Origin of the sequence: Nostoc sp. KVJ20 (assembly GCF_001712795.1) — a bacterium.
Classification (GTDB): Bacteria; Cyanobacteriota; Cyanobacteriia; order Cyanobacteriales; family Nostocaceae; genus Nostoc.
Window position 1 is genome coordinate 34041 of record NZ_KV757584.1, and the last position, 21721, is coordinate 55761.

Sequence of the window (21721 nt, forward strand, 5' to 3'; positions counted from 1 at the left end):
TCATCACTCGTAACTAATGCGATAAACCACTAGTACCGCAAGGGGTAATTCGTAATTCGTAATTAATTGTTTGCAAAGGTTTCAGACATTTAAAATGGGTGGCTGATTTACGCCAAGCTGTAATAGATATCAAAGGAAGGTGAATTTCAATTATGAATATTCAAGTAGTAGGCGTAGTGGGAGCAGGAGTCATGGGCGTAGGGGTTGCACAAAATCTTGCCCAAACAGGTCATCAGGTAGTTTTAGTAGATATTTCTGAAGATATTCTAGATAAAGCTAAACAAGAGATCAGAAATAATATTCGCTTCCAAAGTTTTTTCAAAAAAAGTGACAGTACAGAAACCCCACAGGATATTTTAAATAAAATTGAATTTTCTACAAATTTTAAATTTTTGGAAAATGCTGATTTTATAGTAGAAAATGTCACAGAAAAATGGGATATTAAGAAGCAGGTCTATCCCCTGCTAGATTCTATTTGTCCAGCAGATAGTGTATTTGCAGCTAACACATCGGCAATTCCCATTACCCGCATTGCTTCAGTCACTAAGCGTCCCGATAAAGTTATTGGGATGCATTTTATGAATCCTGTCCCCATGAAACCGATGGTGGAAGTGATTCGCGGTTATCATACCTCTGATGAAACAATTGAAACAGGCAAAAAGTTTCTGGCTCAGATGGGGAAAGAATGCATACTCGTCAATGACTCGCCGGGTTTTGTTTCCAACCGAGTACTGATGTTAACTATTAATGAAGCTGTGTTTTTATTGCAAGATCAAGTCGCCACTGTAGAAGATATAGACAAAATATTTAAAGGCTGTTTCGGTCATAAAATGGGGCCTTTAGAAACAGCAGATTTGATTGGACTAGATACCATTTTATTTTCTATCGAAGTTTTATATGAAAACTTCAATGATAGCAAGTACAGACCGTGCCCCTTACTCAAAAAAATGGTAGATGCCGGATTACATGGCAAGAAAAGTGGTAAAGGTTTTTACGCTTATCAATAAATAGGAGCTTTCAGAAATGAGCGAAATTAACACTAAAGTCCAAACATTCCTTTCTCGTTTTTTTGGTAATCACGATTTACAGCCAGACGAAGATATTTTTGCTCTAGGTTTTGTGAATTCTATGTTTGCTATGCAGCTTGTCTTGTTTGTAGAACAAGAGTTTCAGATCGCAATAGAAAACGAAGATTTGGAGTTTGAAAATTTCCGAACTATCAATTCTATCGTCAACTTAATTGAACGTAAAACCGCTATCTTAGCCCAAAGATAAAATTGTGAAATTCAGGATATGAAACTAGAATTATCTACTCAGCAACAAAATGCTCAAGCTGAATTTAGAGCCTTTGTAAACGAGGAAATATGTCCTCATGCAAGTGAATGCGATCGCCAGGAATTTACGCCACCCAAAATTATTAGAAAATTAGCTAATCATGGCTTTTTAGGTGCTATAATACCTCAAGTATTTGGTGGTCAAAAAATGGATATGATCACCTATGGCATTCTCAACGAAGAAATTGGCAGAGGATGTTCTTCTATTAGGAGTTTGCTCACAGTTCATAGCATGGTTGCTCATGCTCTTGGTAAATGGGGTACTAAATCTCAAAAAGAATATTGGCTGCCAAAATTAGCATCTGGTGAAATTATCGGCGCTTTTGCATTAAGCGAACCGAATGTAGGTAGCGATGCCAAAAGTGTAGAAACAACAGCAACACTTGCTGGAAATGGTTATGTCTTAAATGGGCAAAAGAAATGGATTACCTATGGACAGATAGCAGATGTATTTTTAGTATTTGCCAAATTTGAAGGTAAACCTACTGCTTTTTTGGTTGAAAAAAATAGTCCAGGGTTGTCAATCAAACCAATGTCTGGGATTTTAGGTGTTAAGGCTTCAATGTTAGCAGAATTGCAGTTTGCTAACTGTTATGTGCCTCTAGAAAATTTAGTAGGTAAATTAGGTTTTGGCTTTTCTTATATTGCCGCTTCTGCACTTGATTATGGGAGATATAGTGTAGCATGGGGTTGTGTAGGTATTGCCCAAGCTTGTTTAGAAGCCTGCATTCAGTATACAAGCGAGCGAAAACAGTTTGATGTTTTTCTCAAAGAGCATCAATTAATTCGCCAAAAGATCACTCAGATGATAACTAATGTCAAAGCTGCAAGACTGCTATGTTATCAAGCTGGTTATCTCAAAGAGATTAACGATCCCAACTCGATTATAGAGACTTCAATTGCTAAGTACTTTGCTTCTACAACAGCTACAAAAATAGCGAATGATTCTGTACAAATTCATGGTGGTAATGGGTGTAGTAGTGAATACCCAGTTGAAAGGTATTTACGAGACTCTAAAATTATGGAAGTTATTGAGGGTAGTACGCAAATTCAAGAAATTACTATTGCTGAGTCAGGCTATCAGAATTATCTTTTATCAACAGTGCCTAATGTTATGGGTAAGAAATTAGCAGAGAGAGTTTAAAATATGATTAGTGATACCAGCCAACTTATAAATCTTCAACAGGCAGACAAAAAAGTTATTAAATGTGTGGTTTGGGATTTAGATAATACACTGTGGCATGGAGTTTTGTTGGAAGATGAACAAGTCTCTTTACGAAGAGGTATAGTTAAGATTATTCATGACTTGGATAATCGCGGTCTTTTACAATCAATTGCCAGTAAGAATGATGATTCTACAGCTTTAGTTAAGCTCCAAGAATTTGGGCTACAAGAATATTTTTTATATCCTCAAATTAATTGGAATTCTAAGGTTAGTTCTGTACAAGAAATTGCTAAACTATTAAATATTGGTCTTGATGCGATCGCTTTCATTGATGACCAGATATTTGAACTCGAAGAAGTCAAGTTTTCTTTGCCAGACATCCTCTGTATCAATGCAGATCAAATAGAGCATATTTTAGATATGCCAGTGATGAATCCCCGTTTTATTACAGAAGATTCTCGCATGAGAAGATTGATGTATCTTAGTGATATAGAACGTCAACAAGCAGAAAAAGAATTTATTGGCACAGGAGAGGAATTCTTAGCTACTCTCAATATGAATTTCACGATATCTTTTGCCAAAGAAGAGGATTTACAACGAGCAGAAGAATTAACATTACGAACCAACCAATTAAACACAACTGGTTACACCTACTCTTATGATGAACTTAATCATTTTCGCTCCTCAGAAAACCACAAACTGCTAATTGCCAGTTTAGAAGATAAATATGGGAGCTATGGTCAAATAGGATTAGTTTTGATTGAATGCCAAGAGGACTTATGGACAATCAAGCTGTTGCTAATGTCTTGTCGCGTTATGTCTAGGGGAGTTGGCACAATTATGTTGAACTATGTCATGAGTCTAGCGCAAAGTAACAATGTACGTTTGCTTGCAGAGTTTGTGTCAAATAATCGTAATCGCATGATGTATATTGCTTATAAATTTGCAGGTTTTAAAGAAATTAAAAATAGTGGTGATCTAGTTGTTTTTGAGAACGATTTAAAACGAATACAGTCAGTACCTTCCTATGTAAAATTTCAGATAAATGGCTAAGGCATAAGAAACAGAGATTACGAGGAATAAAAGATTTTTCTTTGCAAGTGATTTATAAGTGTCGTAGCAATTATTTATTGAAAATTAAACATAATATTTATGAATCTTAAAAAAGACACTATTTCTCAACGACGTTCTCAACTTTCACCTGCAAAACAAGCAATTTTAGAAAAGCGTTTACGGGGTGAATCGGAGTCTAATACCCCACAAATAGTTATTCCTCGACGTTCTCAAGAGAGTCCTGTGGCTCTGTCTTTTGCTCAACAGCGGTTATGGCTTTTTCAACAACTGGAACCCCAAAGCTTTGCTTATAATGAGTTAGTAACAATACACTTAGAAGGTGTATTGAATTTAGTAGCATTAAATAAAAGTATTAATGAAATTGTTAGTCGTCATGAATCTCTGCGTACAACCTTTGAGTTGTTAGAAGGGCAACCAGTTCAAGTGATTCATCCAACTTTAACTGTAGCCTTGCCAGTAGTGAACTTGAGTGAAAAAACAGCAGCATTGCAAGCATCTGAAGTTGAGCGATTGACGAATGATATTATCCAAAAACCTTTTGACTTAGCATCGGGGCCTTTGCTGCGAGGAATGTTATTGCAGACAGGTGAACAAGAACATCTACTTTTATTCAGTATTCACCATATTGTTTGTGATGGCTGGTCGATACAAGTGCTAACCCAAGAATTAGCAGCACTATATGCAGCCTTCTGTGCTGGAAAATCTTCCCCACTTTCAGAACTGCCCATTCAATATCCAGACTTTTCTGTTTGGCAGCATCAGTGGCTGCAAGGGGAGCGAGAAAAAACTCAACTTGCCTATTGGAAGCAACAATTAGCAGATGCTTCTAGTACTTTAATCCCGACAGACCGTCCTCGCCCCCCGGTGCAAAGCTTCAAGGGTGCGATCGCAACTTTTAAGCTATCATCAGGCTTAACTGAAAAGCTTAAGTCTTTAAGCAACCGCCAAGGGGTCACTCTATTTATGACCCTATTAACGGCATTTCAAGCACAGTTGTACCGTTACACGAACCAACAAGATATTTGCATTGGCTCCCCTATAGCTAACCGCAACCATACTGATATAGAAGGGTTAATTGGTTTTTTTGTCAACACTCTGGTACTACGTACTGACCTTTCTGGGAATCCAAGCTTTTTAGAATTACTCAAGCGAGTACGCGAAGTCTGCGTAAATGCTTATGCTCATGCTGATATAACTTTCGAGCGACTAGTAGAAGAACTTCACCCTGAGCGTCATCTAAGTCAGACACCTCTGTTTCAAATCATGTTTGATTGGCTAGAAGACAGCAAAAAAGATTTGATGTTACCTGATTTGACTTTAAAATGGCTGCAAAACCATAGTCAAACAGCAAAATTCGATTTAACACTGTCTGTGGTAGATGCCAAGCCAGAACTTTGGGGTTGGTGGGAGTACAGCACAGACTTGTTTGATGCTGCCACTATTGACCGTATGATTGGGCATTTTACTAATTTGCTCGAAGCTATTGTCACCCATCCAGAGAAGCGCTTATTAGATTTGCCACTGTTGACAGAGACAGAGCGTCAGACTCTGTTGCTTGACTGGAATGATACTGCTATCAATTACCCTCAAGATAAATGCATTCAGGAATTATTTGAAGCGCAGGTAGAAAGAACACCAGACGCTGTGGCAGTGGTTTTTGAAAAAGGGACTGGGGAGTGGGGATTAGGGACTGGGGACTGGGAAAATTGTTCCACTACCCAAGTTTTGTTGCAAGAGCGTTCGCACGAGAAGAAAACTCTTCCTAGTCAGGAAGGAATGGCGCGACCCGTTGAGGAAGAACAACTTACTTATCGGCAACTAAATGTTAAAGCAAACCAGTTAGCGCACCATTTGCAAACTTTAGGTGTCAAACCAGAAATACTAGTAGGGATTTGTGTAGAGCGATCGCTTGATATGATAATTGGATTGTTAGGCATCCTCAAAGCAGGTGGTGCTTACTTACCGCTAGATCCCAGTTATCCCCAAGAACGGTTAGCATTTATACTAGAAGATTCGCAAGTGCCAGTGTTGCTGACGCAAACCTCGCTGATGGAGGGAATGCCCCAACACAAAGCCAAAGTAGTATGTTTAGATGCTGATTGGCACTTGATTGCCCAACAGAGCCAAGACAATATACTTCGTGAACTAAGTACTGATAACCTAGCTTATGTAATTTATACCTCCGGTTCTACAGGCAAACCTAAAGGTGTCCAGATTCCCCACAGCGCTTTAAGCAACTTCTTGCAAGCTATGGGCCAAAAACCAGGGTTAACAGAGCAAGATATCTTACTAGCTGTTACTACCATATCCTTTGACATTGCGGCGTTAGAACTTTTTGTACCAATCATCACAGGCGCTTGTTTGGTAATTGCCAGTCAAGAAACTGCCTCAGATGGAGCATTGTTGTCAGCAAAATTGTCTGACTCAAAAGCTACAGTCATGCAAGCTACACCAGCTACTTGGCAGTTACTTTTGGCAGCTGGTTGGGGTGGCAATCATTCGTTAAAAATCTTGTGTGGTGGCGAAGCCTTACCGGGACAATTGGCAAATCAGTTACTCAATCGATGTGATGCCCTGTGGAATATGTATGGCCCGACTGAAACCACCATTTGGTCAGCAGCTAGTCTAGTAAAAACAGTTAACAGTACTGTACCAATAAGTGCTGCGATCGCTAATACACAACTTTATATCCTAGATCAATATCATCAGTTAGTTCCTGTTGGTGTACCAGGCGAACTGTGTATTGGCGGCAAAGGATTGGCACGAGGTTATCTCAACCGTCCAGAACTGACAGCCGAAAAATTTATCTCCAATCCCTTTAGCCAAGAAGCAACACGTCTCTACAAAACCGGAGATAAAGCACGCTATTTACCCAATGGAGAGATTGAGTATCTGGGACGTATTGACTACCAAGTGAAGATTCGCGGCTTCCGTATAGAACTTGGAGAAATTGAAGCACTCATTAGCCAATACCCAGTAGTACGAGAAACTGTGGTTGTGGCAACAGATACTCAGAGTTTAGTTGCATACATAGTTACACGCACCGAGCAAACGCTGGCAATTTCAGAGTTGCGGAATTTCTTAGAATCAAAGTTACCAAGCTACATGGTGCCAACAGCTTTTGTGATTCTAGAAGCACTACCACTCACACCTAATGGTAAAGTCGATCGCAAAGCTTTACCTACACCTAGTCAAACACAGTTAATATTTCAATCAAATTTTGTCGCTCCTTCTACACCAATTGAGGAGATACTAGTTAGTATCTGGACAAAGGTACTTGGTATTGAGATCAGCATTTACGATAACTTCTTTGAAGTGGGAGGGCATTCCCTATTAGCGACTCGTCTAATTTCTCAAATTCGGCAAGTCTTTCAAGTAGAGCTTTCCTTACGGCGCATATTTGAAAAACCAACAATAATTGGGCTGGCGAAAGACATCGAAAAAGCCACCAGGATAGACTCAGAAAGTCAAATAGCAAACATTGAGCGAATTTCGCGTTTCCACGAATTACCCCTGTCTTTTGCCCAGCAACGGTTATGGTTTCTAGCTCAGTTAGATCCCAATAGTTCCTTCTACAACATTCCGGCGGCTGTCCAACTCCAAGGACAATTGCACATCAAGGCACTACAACAAAGTTTCAACGAAATTATCCGCCGTCACGAAGCTTTGCGGACTAACTTTCAGGCAAGAGAAGGGCAACCCGTAGCTATCATCTCTTCAGAGACATCATTAACATTGCCCATATTTGACATCAGTGAATTGTCTACAAATGAACAAGAAGCTCAAGTTAAACAACTAGCATTAGCAGAAGCGCAACAACCCTTTGATCTTAAAAATGACCTGTTATTGCGGGTGAAACTACTACGCCTGAGTGAAGCAGAATATGTAGTGTTATTCACAATGCACCACATTGTCTCTGATGGATGGTCAATCGGTGTGTTGGTACGTGAGTTGGTAACACTTTATCAAGCCTTCTGCGATGAGCAACCCTTACCCTTAGCTGAATTTCCTGTTCACTATGTAGACTTTGCAGCTTGGCAGCGGCAATGGCTGCAAAAAGAAGTCCTACAATCTCAGATATCTTACTGGCTAAAGCACTTAGAAAACGCACCAAAAGTATTAGAGTTACCCACTGACCATCCTAGACCAGCGATTCAGACTTTTCGGGGTGCAACCTATTCATTTGAGCTATCTTCAGAGTTATCCGTAGCTCTGAATCAATTCAGCCAGCAGCAAGGAAGTACTTTATTTATGACCTTGTTGGCAGCTTTCCAAACTCTGCTATGGCGTTACACTAGCAGCGAAGATATTGTAGTCGGTTCGCCCATTGCTAATCGCAATCGGGCAGAAATAGAAGGGTTAATTGGATTTTTTGTCAATACTTTGGTCTTGCGAACTAATTTCGCTGGTAATCCTACCTTTGAAGAGTTACTAACCCGTGTGCGGGAAGTGGCATTGGGAGCTTATGCACATCAAGATTTGCCTTTTGAACTTTTGGTAGAAGAACTACAACCACAGCGAGACTTGAGCCATACACCACTATTTCAAGTGATGTTCGTGCTTCAAAATGCACCCATGTCGGATTTAAAGTTGCCTGGTCTAACTTTAAGTTCTTTGGCTATTGAAAGTGGTAGTGCCAAATTTGATTTGACTTTAGAAATCACAGAAACACAACAGGGACTATTTGGCACACTAGAGTACAATACTGATTTATTTGAAGCAAGCACCATCAGCCGAATGGCCGGACATTTGCAGATATTGCTTCAAGGTATTGTGGCAAATCCGAAGCTACGGCTTTCAGAATTACCACTATTAACACAACCTGAACAACATCAGCTATTCGTGGAGTGGAATGATACTAAGAGTGAGTATCTGCCAGAAAAATGCATTCATGAATGGTTTGAGTCTCAGGTAGAAAGCACACCCGATGCCGTAGCAGTAGTATTTGAAAATCACCAGTTAACCTACCGCGAACTCAACACCAAAGCTAACCAATTGGCGCATTACTTGCGTTCCTTGGGAGTAAAATCAGAAGTACTAGTGGGAATTTACACTGAAAGATCGCTCTCTATGGTGATTGGAATATTAGGCATCCTCAAAGCAGGCGGTGCATATATCCCACTCGACCCGGCATATCCACCAGAACGGTTAGCTTTCATATTGCAGGATGCTCAGGTGTCAGTATTACTAACCCAGCAGCACCTGATAGAGAATTTACCCCAACATCAAACTACTACTAGGATTATTTGTTTAGATACAGATAGGGAAACAATAGTTCAGCACAGCGAACAAAATCCAATCAGTAATTGTACAACTGATAACTTGGCTTATATCATCTATACATCTGGCTCAACAGGTCAACCCAAAGGCGTGTTAGTCAATCACAGCAATGTTGTTCGTCTGTTTATAGCAACTGAACCTTGGTATAAATTTAATCAAGATGATGTCTGGACACTGTTCCATTCCATAGCCTTTGATTTTTCCGTTTGGGAACTCTGGGGAGCGCTGCTATATGGCGGAAAATTAGTAATAGTACCTTATTGGCTAAGTCGTTCGCCCGAAGACTTTTACAAATTGTTGGTAACACAGCAAGTGACGGTACTTAACCAGACACCTTCCGCTTTCTCTCAACTCATACAGGTAGAAGAATCTTTGGGAAGTGCCAAAGAGCTAAATCTGCGATTGGTGATCTTTGGTGGAGAAGCGCTGCAACTGGAAAGTTTAAGACCTTGGTTTGAGCGTCATGATGATAGCTTTCCTCAGTTAGTCAATATGTACGGGATCACAGAAACAACTGTCCATGTGACCTATCGCCCACTAACAAAGGCAGACTTAGAAATAGGATTAGGAAGCATTATTGGTCGTCCCATCCCTGACTTACAAGTTTATTTATTAGATCAATATCAACAACCAGTACCAATTGGAGTCAAGGGTGAAATGTATATTGGTGGTGCTGGTGTCGCACGAGGTTATTTAAATCGACCAGAATTAACAACCCAAAGGTTTATTTTTCATCCCTTCCGAAGAGGCAGGGAAGCAGGGGAGCAGGGGAGCAGGGGAAATTCCGAACGCTTGTATAAGACTGGTGACTTGGCGCGTTATTTGCCCAATGGAGATATTGAATACCTGGGGCGTATTGATGATCAGGTGAAGATTCGCGGTTTCCGTATTGAACTGGGAGAAATTGAAGCGCTCATTAGTCAATATCCCGCAGTCCGCGAAACTGTAGTTGTGGCAATAGATGCTCAACGTTTGGTTGCATACATAGTTCCGCAAACAGAGCAAACACTAGCAATTGCTGAACTGCGTCACTTTCTAGAGTCAAAACTACCAAGCTACATGGTGCCAGCAGCTTTTGTATTGCTAGAAGCACTACCTCTTACACCCAATGGTAAATGCGATCGCAAGGCTTTACCAGCACCAGATACTACACGCCCAGAATTGGAGGCAGTTTATCAGCCGCCTCAAACAGAGGTAGAACAAACCATTGCCGATATTTGGCAAAATGTCCTTCAAATCGAATCTGTAGGAATTCATGATAATTTCTTTGAACTCGGTGGCCATTCATTGCTTTTGGTTCAAGTTCACAGCAAATTGCGTGAAGTATTTAAGAAAGATTTATCTGTAATTGACTTATTTAGATATCCCACCATAAGCTCTTTAGCAGATTATTTTAATCAAATTAAAAGTCAACAAATATCTTCTGATGTAACAGAAATAGTTACCGAAAAAATTGCCGGCGGTAAATCTCAACAAAGAAAACGTCTGCAAAAGCTGAAATCTATTGAAAATAATATTTAAGGAGAAAGCAAAATTATGAGTATTCCAACAGACTCAACTTCTCTAAATGGCTCAGAAATAGCAATTATCGGTTTATCAGGGCGATTTCCCGGAGCTAAAAATATTGATGAATTTTGGGATAATCTCCAAAATGGCAGAGAATCAATTTCTTTTTTCACTGATGAAGAACTCTTATCCGCAGGAATAAATTTATCTATATTAAATGACCCTAACTATGTCAAAGCGCAGGCTATATTAGAAGATGCAGAATTATTTGATGCTTCATTCTTTGGCTTTAATCCTAGAGAAGCAGAAATTACCGATCCACAACACCGAATTTTTCTTGAGTGTGCTTGGTCAGCTTTAGAAAATGCTGGATATGATTCACAAACTTATAAAGGTGCTGTCGGAGTTTATGCTGGCTCTAGTTTAAACACCTATTTACTGAATATTTATTTAAATCAAAATATCATCAACTCAGTTGATTCTCAGCAACTTGTTATTGCAGGTAATAAAGATTTTTTAACCACCCGCGTTTCTTACAAACTTAACTTAGAGGGGCCTAGTTATGCTGTACAAACTGCCTGTTCAACTTCATTAGTTGCTGTTCATTTGGCTTGCCAAAGTTTGCTGAATGGTGAATGTGATATTGCTTTAGCTGGTGGCGTTGCTATCAGTGCGGAAAGAAAAGCCGGATATATGTACACAGAAGGAGGAATCGCTTCTCCTGATGGACATTGCCGTGCCTTTGATGCCAAAGCCAAAGGATCTGTAGGCGGCGAGGGTGTAGGTATTGTAGTGTTGAAACGATTAGAAGAGGCTATTAGCGATCGCGACACTATTCATGCTGTAATCAAAGGATCAGCAATCAATAATGATGGTTCATTTAAAGTCAGCTACACAGCGCCCCGCATCGATACCCAAGCAAAGGCAATTAGAACAGCCCAAATAGTCGCCGAAGTAGAAGCGGAAACCATCACTTATGTTGAGGCTCACGGTACTGGAACAGTCTTAGGAGATCCGATAGAAATTGCTGCCCTGACACAAGCTTTTCGCTCAAGTACTCAGAAAAAAGGTTTTTGCGCCATTGGTTCAGTCAAAACCAATATCGGGCATTTGGACACTGCCGCTGGTGTGACGGGATTAATTAAAACCGTTCTGGCACTCAAGCACAAACAGATACCACCAAGCTTACACTTTGAGCTGCCAAATCCTGAAATTGACTTTACCAATAGTCCTTTTTACGTCAACACCCAACTTTCTGAGTGGGAAACAAATGGTATTCCCCGGCGTGCAGGAGTTAGTTCTTTTGGGTTAGGGGGAACTAATGTCCATCTGATTCTTGAAGAAGCACCGGGTGTAGGGGAGCAGGGGAGCAGCGGAGCAGGGGAGCAGGGGAGCAGGGGAGTAGGGGAGCAGGGGAGCAGAGGAGTAGGGGAGCAGGGGAGAAAATATCATCTATTAGTTCTTTCTGCCAAAACAGAATCGGCGTTGGAAACGGCTACAACAAATCTTGCTAATTATTTGCGAGAACATCCCGATTTAAACCTGGCTGATGTGGCTTACACATTACAGATTGGGCGTAGAAATTTCGACTATCGGCGTGCAGTTGTCTGCCGAGATATTCAAGATGCTGTCAATGCACTTCAAGAACCAAAGCGAGTTTTTACCAATACTCAAAAAACTCAAGAACGCCCTGTGGCATTCATGTTTTCTGGGCTAGGAACTCACTATGTTGATATGGCTCTTGAACTTTACCAAACTGAGCCAACATTTCGTGCCTGTGTTGACCAATGTTGCGAATTCCTCAAAGGGCATCTTCATCTTGATTTGCGAGATGTTTTGTATCCCAATCGAAACAGCGAGAATGGAAATCAGCAAAATACTCTCTCTGCTGGGTTTGATTTGCGAAAAATGTTAGGTCGGGGGACGGAAGCGGCAGATGTTGCTACTCAAAAGCTGAATCAAACTTTTCTCACTCAACCAGCTATTTTCGTCATCGAATACGCTTTAGCTCAGTTGTGGATATCGTGGGGAATTCGTCCGGCGGCAATGATTGGCTACAGCATTGGTGAATATGTAGCAGCAACTCTAGCCGAGGTTTTATCTCTAGAAGACGCTTTAACTCTGGTAGCGAAAAGAGCGCAAATGATTCAAGAGTTGCCAAGTGGGGCAATGCTAGCGATCGCTCTCTCAGAGTCAGAAATTCAGCCCCTCTTAAATGATAAAATCTCCATGTCTGCAATTAACGGCTCATCGTTGTGTGTAGTTGCAGGTTATACAGATGCTATTGAAAGCTTAGAACAACAGTTGAGTGAACAGGGTTTAGTTGGTAAGCGGTTACAAACCTCCCATGCTTTCCATTCTGTAATGATGGAGGCGATCGCACCAAGTTTTCACGATTTAGTGAACACATTCAGTCTCAAACCCCCGAAAATTCCCTATTTATCTAACGTCACAGGAACTTGGATTACAGCAGATCAAGCAACAGATCCCAGTTATTGGGTGCAGCATCTCTGTCAAGCAGTACGCTTTGCTGATGGAGTCCAACAATTATGGCAAAAAGATCATCCCATTTTATTGGAAGTTGGCTCTGGTCAAGCATTAATTAGTTTCGCATCGCAATGTCTAGAAAGTAACGATAAAGCCAAATCAGTAATGCTGCCTTCCCTGCGGCATTCTTATGAGCAACAATCAGATGTCGCCTTCTTAATGAACACATTCAGCCGCCTGTGGCTGGCAGGGGTAAAAATAGATTGGTCTGGTTTTTATGTTCATGAACAATGCAATCGCATTCCCTTACCGACGTATCCTTTTGAACGTAAGCGTTACTGGATTGATGCTAACCCGGAAGCTGCTTTAGCAAAGCTATCACCACCAACATTACAGAAGAAAAAACCCAATATTGCTGACTGGTTTTATATCCCTTCTTGGAAACGCTCTTTGCATATATCATCAAAATCAGCACAAAAATTATGTTGCTTGGTCTTTATTGATACTATTGGTATTGGTTCACAAGTTGCCAAACAGTTGGAATTAGAAGGGCATAATGTGATTACTGTGAGGGTTGAAGAGCAGTTTACCAAGTTAGGCGAATGCTCTTATGCAATTAATCCCCAAGCTAGCTGTGACTATGACGCTTTGCTGAAGGAACTATGGGATTTCAAACCAAATGCAATATTTCATTTTTGGAGTTTGACTCCCAAACCACAAGGAGAATCCAAGCATCAGTTCTTTGAAGAATGTCAAAATAATGGTTTTTATAGTTTACTTTTCTTAGCCCAGGCATTGGGCAAACAAGAAATTACAGATGTCCAAATTCTGGTAGCAACCAACAATGTGCAGGAGGTAAATGGCGATGAAGAGTTGTGTCCTGAACAGGCAACTGTCATCGGAATTTGTAAAGTAATTCCCCAAGAGTATCCCAATATCACTTGTCGTCACATTGATGTAGTCATTCCTGAACCAGAAACATCCCCAGAAAATCAACTCATAGACCAACTTGTAACAGAACTTACTCAAACGGCATCCGAAAATATAGTTGCTTGCCGTGGTAAACATCGCTGGGTGCAAACTTTTGAACCAATACGACTTGAAGAACCAGATCAAGAAACAATTCCCATCAGAGAAGGGGGAGTATATTTAATCGTTGGTGGTTTGGGAGATGTTGGTTTGGTGCTGGCAGAATATCTCGCCCAAACAGCCCGTGTTAAGCTGATTCTTACAGGTCGTTCGAGTTTACCCGCAAAACCAGAGTGGTATCAATGGCTGGCAACTCATGATCAAAGCGATCGCATCAGTCGCAAAATTCAAAAAATACAAGCATTAGAAGCATTGGGTGCGTCAGTTTTAATTTGTCACGCCGATGTTGGCAATCTCGAACAAATGCAAGCAGTCATGGCTCAAGCATCAAACCGCTTTGGTGAAATTCATGGTGTCATTCATGCTGCAACTGTGAGAGTTTACAACACTGTTCAACAGATTAGTAAAACTGAGTGTGAAAATCAATTACGCTCCACAGGCTACGGATTGTTTGTCTTAGAAAAGATATTACAAGGAAAACAGCTTGATTTTTGCGTAGTCATATCGTCATTAGCATCTGTTTTGGGAGTAATGGGTATGGCTGCCTATCCAGCAGCACACATATTTACGGATGCTTTTATACACAAACACAATCAAACAAGTCTAGTTCCTTGGTTGAGCATCAATTATGGCGATTGGATTACTCAAGAATCATCTGAAATATTGACTGCGCCTAAAGGTGCGGACTCAATGATGACGCGGCAAGAAGGACTAGAGGTTTTTAAACGGGCTTTATCTATAAGTAAATTTACACAGATAGTCGCATCAACAGTAGACTTGGAAGCTAGCATCAAAAGATGGATTCAACTTGAATTTAGTCAAGATTCTCAACTTGCACCCAAAACTAGTTCCGCTTCATCTTATTTAAGACCAAATCTAGATAACGTTTATGTTGCCCCTCAAAGTGAAGTTGAGCAAGCGATCGCCAATATCTGGCAAGAACTCCTTGGTATTGGGCAAGTAGGCATTCACGATAGCTTTTTTGAGTTGGGTGGCGACTCTGTACTTGGCATTCAAGTCAGTGCCAGAGCTGCTAAAGTCGGTTTGCGGTTAACTCCTCAGCAATTATTTGAACATCAAACGATCGCCAAATTAGCAGAGGTGGTAAGCACAACCCAAGTAGTTCAGGCTGAACAAGGTTTAGTAACTGGTTCATTACCCCTGACACCGATTCAGCATAGGTTCTTTGAACGGAATATATCAGAACCACACCACTGGAACCAATCAATTTTGTTAGAGGCCGCAGAAGTGATCGAGCCAGCGATGTTAAAACAAGCATGGCAGCAATTACTATTACATCATGATGCGCTTCGCTTGCGGTTCAAATTCTCAGAATGTGGTTGGCAAGCAGTGAACGCTAGCCTGGAAGAAGTACCATTTACACATATAGATTTATCGGCATTGGCATCAGATGCTCAACAACTGGCATTGGAGACAACGGCGGCTCAACTACAAGCTAGCCTCAACCTGTCAACAGGGCCGATTGTGCGGATGGCGCTTTTTAACTTGGGTGCAAATAAATCAAACCGCTTGTTTATTGCTAGCCATCACTTGGGAGTAGATCCCGGTTCTTGGCGAATCTTATTAGAGGATCTGCAAACGGCTTATCAGCAAATCCGTCAAGGAAAAGCGATTGCTCTGCCACCAAAGACAACCTCTTACAAACAATGGGCTTTGCGGTTAGAGGAATACGCCCACTCAGCAAATTTACAGAAAGCTCAAAATTATTGGTTGAGCGATCGCCACAAGCAAGTTTCTTCTCTGCCTGTAGACTATTCTGGGAGTATCAACGATGTCGCATCAGAACAAGCTGTGACAGTAACGCTGAGTAACCAAGATACTCAAGCCCTGCTTCAGGAGGTTCCAGCAGTTTATCGGACTAATACACAAGAAGTTCTGCTTACTGCTTTTGCCCAAGCTTTTGCCCAATGGACAGGCGAAAATTTGCTCTTGGTTGATCTTGAAGAAAATGGGCGAGAAGTCAGTACCAGTGGAATAGATAATGTTGATATTTCCAGGACTGTAGGTTGGATTACTACTACTTATCCGGTACTTTTAGACTTGGAAAAAGTTGATCGTCCAGGCGATGCCTTAAAAGTGGTTAAGGAGCAGCTACGTAGTATTTCTGGTGAAGGCATTGATTATGGAGTACTGCGTTATTTAAATAAAGATGCAGTAGTTCAAGAAAAAATTCGGTCACTTCCCCAAGCAGAGGTAGCATTCCTTTACGTTGGTCAAATTGCTAAAAGCTTACCTCAAAATTCCTTGTTCCAATTGACCGAAGATTTACCTGATACGACGCGCAGTCTGCAAGCAACTCGTCCTCATAAGTTACATCTAATTGGGACAATTACCGAAGGTCAGTTGCAGCTTAATTGGTACTACAGCAAGAATCTGCATCGACTAGAGACAATAGAAAAATTATCTGACAATTTTATCAAAGCGCTCTTGTCTATAATTGCTCACTGCCGATCGCTAGAAACTGTAGATTATACCCCTTCAGATTTTGCGGCAGCAAATATCAATCAAGAAAATTTGACTAAGTTGCTCGCTCAAGTTGGTCAATCAGGCAGGAGGAATTTTTCATGAACAATAATATTGAAGATATCTATGAACTTTCACCCATGCAGCAGGGTATGCTTTTTCACAAACTTGCTGCACCTAGTTCGGTGGTCTATTTCGAGCAGAATTGTTTCACCTTGCAAACTCAACTTGATATTTCAGCCTTCCAAAAAGCTTGGCAACGAGTTGTAGATCGTCACCCGATTTTGCGTACCTCCTTTTATTGGGAAAATCTTGATAAACCTTATCAAGTCGTTCATCAGCAAGTAGATTTACCGTGGGAATTTCAAGACTGGCAAAATTTATCCTTACAAGAGCAACAAAAACAGCTAAAAGCTTTCTTAAAAGCAGATAGCGATCGCGGCTTTGACCTTTCCAAAGCTCCTTTAATCCGCCTGACATTGATTCAGGTAGCTGATGATACTTATAAATTCGTCTTCAGTTTTCACCACATCCTCATGGAAGGCTGGTCTATTAGTTGGCTGTGGAACGAATTTTATCAATTTTATCAAGCCTTCTGCCAAGGTAAAGATTTATATTTAGAACGTCCGCGTCTTTACAGAGAATATATTACTTGGTTACAACAGCAAGACTTGCAGAAAGCAGAAGCTTACTGGCGACAGAAACTTAAAGGATTCACCGTACCGACACCAATTGCGGTAAGTAAAACTTCAGCTAGTTTTTCTAGTCAAAAAGAAGCTTATGATCGACAACAGATTCAGATATCGGCTACTTTGACAACCGCCCTCAAATCTTTTGCACGCAAGCATCAGTTGACCTTAAATATTTTACTTAAAGGAGCTTGGGCTTTACTTTTAAGCCGTTATAGCGGTGAGTCAGATATAGTTTTTGGAGCCACATCTTCAGGCCGTCCGGCTGCGCTGCTAGAGGCAGAATCTATGGTGGGACTCTTTATCAACACGCTGCCACTCCGAGTAGAAGTACCTGCTAATGCTTTTCTTTTGCCTTGGCTGAAAAATCTGCAAGCCCAAGAAGTGGAAATGCGTCAGTACGAATACAGCCCACTATTACAGATCCAACAATGGAGTGAGATCCCTCGTGGTTTATCACTATTTGATAGCCTTTTAGTTTTTAATAATTATCTAGTAGATTCCAATCAAGGCAACCTAGCTCAAAGCATGGGGATCAGTGAATCTCGCTCATTTGAAAAGACGAACTATCCCCTAACTTTAGTAGTAGAGCCTGATGCAGATTCATTGCATCTGTTGATTCCATACGATACCCGGCACTTTGAAAGGGCTACTATTAGCCGAATATTAAATCATTTAGAGAATTTACTAGAAGGCATTGTAGGCAATCCGCAGCAGCGTTTATCAGAATTACCACTGTTAACTCAAGCAGAGAATACACAGTTTGCCCAATGGAACAACACGCAAACTGAATATCCGCAAGAAACATGTATTCATGAATTGTTTGAAGCGCAAGTTGAGAAAACACCCGATGCCGTAGCAGTAGTATTTGCAGATGAGCAACTAACCTACCGCGAACTCAACACCAAAGCCAACCAATTGGCGCATTACTTGCGTTCCTTGGGAGTAAAATCAGAAGTACTAGTGGGAATTTGTGTAGAGCGATCGCTTTTGATGGTAATCGGACTATTAGCCATCCTCAAAGCAGGTGGTGCATATATACCCCTAGACCCAAGCTATCCTCAACAGCGCCTAGCTTATATGTTAGAAGACTCACAACCAACAGTCTTATTAACACAACAACAGCTAGTAGAAAATCTCCCAGATCACAACGCCAAACTAATTTGCTTAGACAGCAACTGGGAAGTTATCGCTCAACATCGCCAACACAACCCAGATTACCATCTTAGTAGCGATCGCCTAGCTTACGTCATCTACACCTCCGGTTCCACAGGCAAACCCAAAGGAGCGATGAATACCCACAGAGGAATTTGCAATCGCCTACTGTGGATGCAAGAGCAATACCAACTAACAGCCACAGATAGAGTTTTACAAAAGACACCATTCAGTTTCGATGTCTCAGTCTGGGAATTCTTCTGGCCATTGATAACAGGTGCGCGGTTAGTAGTAGCAAAAGCACAAGGACATCGTGACCCCAATTATTTAGTGAATGTGATTACACAGCAGCAAATAACCACAATTCATTTTGTACCTTCGATGCTGCAAGTGTTTCTCGAAGCTGAAAATTTGGAAACCTGTGACTCTTTACTGCGGGTAATAGTCAGTGGTGAAGCTTTGCCAGTAGAATTACAACAACGCTTTTGCGATCAACTCAATGCCCAACTGCACAATCTGTATGGCCCGACAGAAGCTGCTATTGATGTCACCTTTTGGCAGTGTCAAAATAGTCTTACTACTCAAAAGACAGTTCCCATTGGTTATCCAATTGCCAATATCCAAATTTATCTTTTGGATGAGAATCTTAACCCTGTCCCCATCGGAGTCCCAGGCGAAATATATATTGGTGGTGTAGGCGTAGGTCGGGGTTATTTAAACCGTCCAGAACTAACCGCAGAAAAATTTATCCCCAATCCTTTGAGCGAACAACCGGGAACACGTTTGTACAAAACAGGTGATAAGGCACGCTATTTACCCAATGGAGAAATTGAGTACATTGGTCGAATTGACTACCAAGTGAAGATTCGTGGCTTCCGCATCGAACTTGGAGAAATTGAGGCATTCATTAGCCAATACCCAACAGTACGAGAAACTGTAGTTGTGGCAACAGATACTCAAAGTTTAGTAGCATACATAGTCCCGCAAACAGAGCAAACACTAGCAATTTCAGAGTTGCGGAATTTCTTAGAATCCAAGTTACCAAGTTACATGGTGCCAACAGCTTTTGTATTGCTAGAAGCACTACCTCTTACACCTAATGGTAAATGCGATCGCAAGGCTTTACCAGCACCAGATACTACACGCCCAGAATTGGAGGCAGTTTATCAGCCACCTCAAACTGAAGTAGAAAAAACTATTGCTGAGATTTGGCAAGAAGTAATCCAAGTTGAAAATTTAGGAATCCATGATAACTTCTTTGAACTCGGTGGTCATTCATTGTTATTAGTTCAAGTTCATAGCAAATTGCAAAAAACATTTCAGCGAGACTTCTCTATGATTGAAATGTTTCAATATCCTACTATTAGTCACCTAGCTAGATATCTAATTCAAGAGTCAAGCGAACAGCCATCTTTTACCCAACATTCTCATCGCCCCGAAAGCCGAACAGCTTCAGTACAGCAACGCAAACAAGCTAGAAAAGAACATCGAGCAGCAACAAAGCACAAGTCCCATTAATTTTGCAAGGTTTGTAGTAAACACTTTAGTGATTAAAAATCCAGGACTAAAGTCCTGACTACGAACTTATTCAACAAAAATGCACTAAAAAAGCAACCTATCCAAGGATATAAAATGACATTAAGCAAACAAGAAATGTCGAACCAAAATTATTTTGTTAAAACTGAGCAAAAATTACATGATGATATTGAAAAGCAAGTGATGCAACTGTTTAGTTCATCAAGCCAAGGAATATATATCGAAGAACAAATAGATGCAATAGTTAATAGTTTATCTCAAGATTTTTTAAGTACAACTGATGCAAATAGTCGCATTGATTTAGATTTTTTACTAGACAATTATTCTGATAGTCAAATACCTGTCCAACCTGTTGATTTTGAGAGCTATATCCAAAATTTAGGTAACAATGTTGTAGCTCATTCAATCCATACATCCTCGCCACGATTTATTGGTCACATGACCTCGGCGCTTCCTTCTTTTGTGCGCCCAATGGCAAAATTGATGACAGCAATGAATCAAAATGCTGTCAAGATAGAAACTGCTAAAGCCTTAAGCTTTTGTGAACGCGAAGCTTTAGCAATGTTACATCGACTAATTTATAACTTTTCTGATAATTTCTACGCTCAACATATTCAACATAACTTAAGTACCCTAGGAATTTTAGTTTCTGGTGGAACCGTGGCGAATATCACGGCACTTTGGTGTGCCCGAAACGCTTCTTTAGCAGCAAAAAATGATTTTCTTGGTATAGAAAAAGAAGGTTTAGCCGCAGCTCTAGATTTTTATGGCTACAAAGGAGCAGTGATTATTGGTTCTGAATTGATGCATTTCTCCTTTGATAAAGCTGCGGATTTAATGGGTATTGGTACGCAGAGTTTAATTAGAATCCCCACTGACAGTAACAATCGAGTTAATATCCAGAAGTTGCGTCAAACTGTTAAAGAGTGTCGTGACCAAAACTTGCTAATTATTGCAATTGTAGGCATTGCTGGTACTACAGACTCAGGCGGAGTGGATTCATTGGCTGAGATTGCCGACATTGCACAAGCAGCTAATGTTCATTTTCATGTGGATGCTGCTTGGGGTGGGCCACTCATTTTTTCTGAACAACATCGTCATAAACTTGCTGGTATCGAAAAAGCTGATTCAGTAACTATTGATGGGCATAAACAACTATATCTACCAATGGGTATTGGGATGGTTTTTTTGCGCGATCCTTATATAGCAACAGCCATCGAAAAGCAAGCAAGCTATACCATGCGTAAAGGGTCATTTGATTTAGGTAAACGTGCTTTAGAAGGATCTCGGCCTGGTATGGCTTTATTTTTACACGCTGGACTGAATCTGCTGGGACTTAAAGGATATGAATTTTTAATAGATGAAGGAATTAGGAAAACTCAATATATGGCGGATCGTATTTGTAGTATGCCTGAGTTTGAGTTGTTGGCAAAACCTGATACTAACTTGCTTCTCTATAGATATATTCCAGAGCCATTAAGAGAGTTAGTTGCCAAAAAACAGTTGACTGAAATTGACAATCAAGTAATCAATAATTTTAATGAATATTTGCAGAAAAAGCAGCGTCAAATTGGTAATACTTTTATCTCGCGGACTACCAAATCAGCCACTAGTTTAGGCAAAGAAATTCCGGTTATTGCTCTGCGGGCAGTAATTGCTAATCCATTAACTAAAGAAGAAGATATTGACGCAGTGCTAAATGATCAAATTCAAATTGCTGCGAAAATTAATGTATCTAATTCAATACAGTTAAGTTAAGAAAAGTTGTAGGTTGGGTGAAGCAAAGCGTAACCCAACAAAGCCCCATGAATTTTGAGTTAGGTTCCTAAATGCAACCTACACAACTTAATGCTTTTGACACTAACCCAAGCGTATTGGCATCTAATTTTCTTTAAAAGAGTAACAATTTAGAAAATTACATA

8 protein-coding genes are annotated in these 21721 nt (G+C 40.6%); all 8 read left to right on the plus strand.

Annotated features, from left to right (window positions below; translation table 11 throughout):
* Positions 1-152: 152 nt before the first annotated feature.
* The gene (locus A4S05_RS08620) at positions 153-1007 is read left to right on the plus strand and encodes a 3-hydroxyacyl-CoA dehydrogenase family protein (RefSeq protein ID WP_069069420.1); all 855 of its coding nucleotides are present in this window, start codon (positions 153-155) and stop codon (positions 1005-1007) included.
* A 16-nt stretch (positions 1008-1023) separates the two neighbouring features.
* Complete coding sequence (locus A4S05_RS08625) at positions 1024-1275, plus strand: acyl carrier protein (RefSeq protein ID WP_069069421.1); 252 nt, start codon at positions 1024-1026, stop codon at positions 1273-1275.
* Positions 1276-1293: 18 nt separating this feature from the next.
* A complete protein-coding gene (locus A4S05_RS08630; RefSeq protein ID WP_069069422.1) occupies positions 1294-2478 on the plus strand; it encodes an acyl-CoA dehydrogenase family protein in 1185 nt (394 codons plus the stop codon).
* A 3-nt stretch (positions 2479-2481) separates the two neighbouring features.
* Positions 2482-3552 (plus strand): HAD-IIIC family phosphatase, encoded by a 1071-nt coding sequence (locus A4S05_RS08635; RefSeq protein WP_069069423.1) that lies wholly within the window; start codon positions 2482-2484, stop codon positions 3550-3552.
* Between the two features lie 99 nt (positions 3553-3651).
* Positions 3652-10374, plus strand: coding sequence for a non-ribosomal peptide synthetase (locus A4S05_RS08640; protein WP_069069424.1), 6723 nt, complete (start codon positions 3652-3654; stop codon positions 10372-10374).
* A gap of 15 nt (positions 10375-10389) precedes the next feature.
* Positions 10390-16524: a type I polyketide synthase gene (locus tag A4S05_RS08645; RefSeq protein WP_069069425.1), complete on the plus strand. Its 6135-nt coding sequence runs from the start codon at positions 10390-10392 to the stop codon at positions 16522-16524.
* Positions 16521-19781 (plus strand): non-ribosomal peptide synthetase, encoded by a 3261-nt coding sequence (locus tag A4S05_RS08650; protein ID WP_069069426.1) that lies wholly within the window; start codon positions 16521-16523, stop codon positions 19779-19781. The genes A4S05_RS08645 and A4S05_RS08650 overlap by 4 nt, the downstream gene beginning before the upstream one ends.
* A 114-nt stretch (positions 19782-19895) precedes the next feature.
* Positions 19896-21557 (plus strand): pyridoxal-dependent aspartate 1-decarboxylase PanP, encoded by a 1662-nt coding sequence (panP, locus tag A4S05_RS08655; RefSeq protein ID WP_069069427.1) that lies wholly within the window; start codon positions 19896-19898, stop codon positions 21555-21557.
* Positions 21558-21721: the final 164 nt, after the last annotated feature.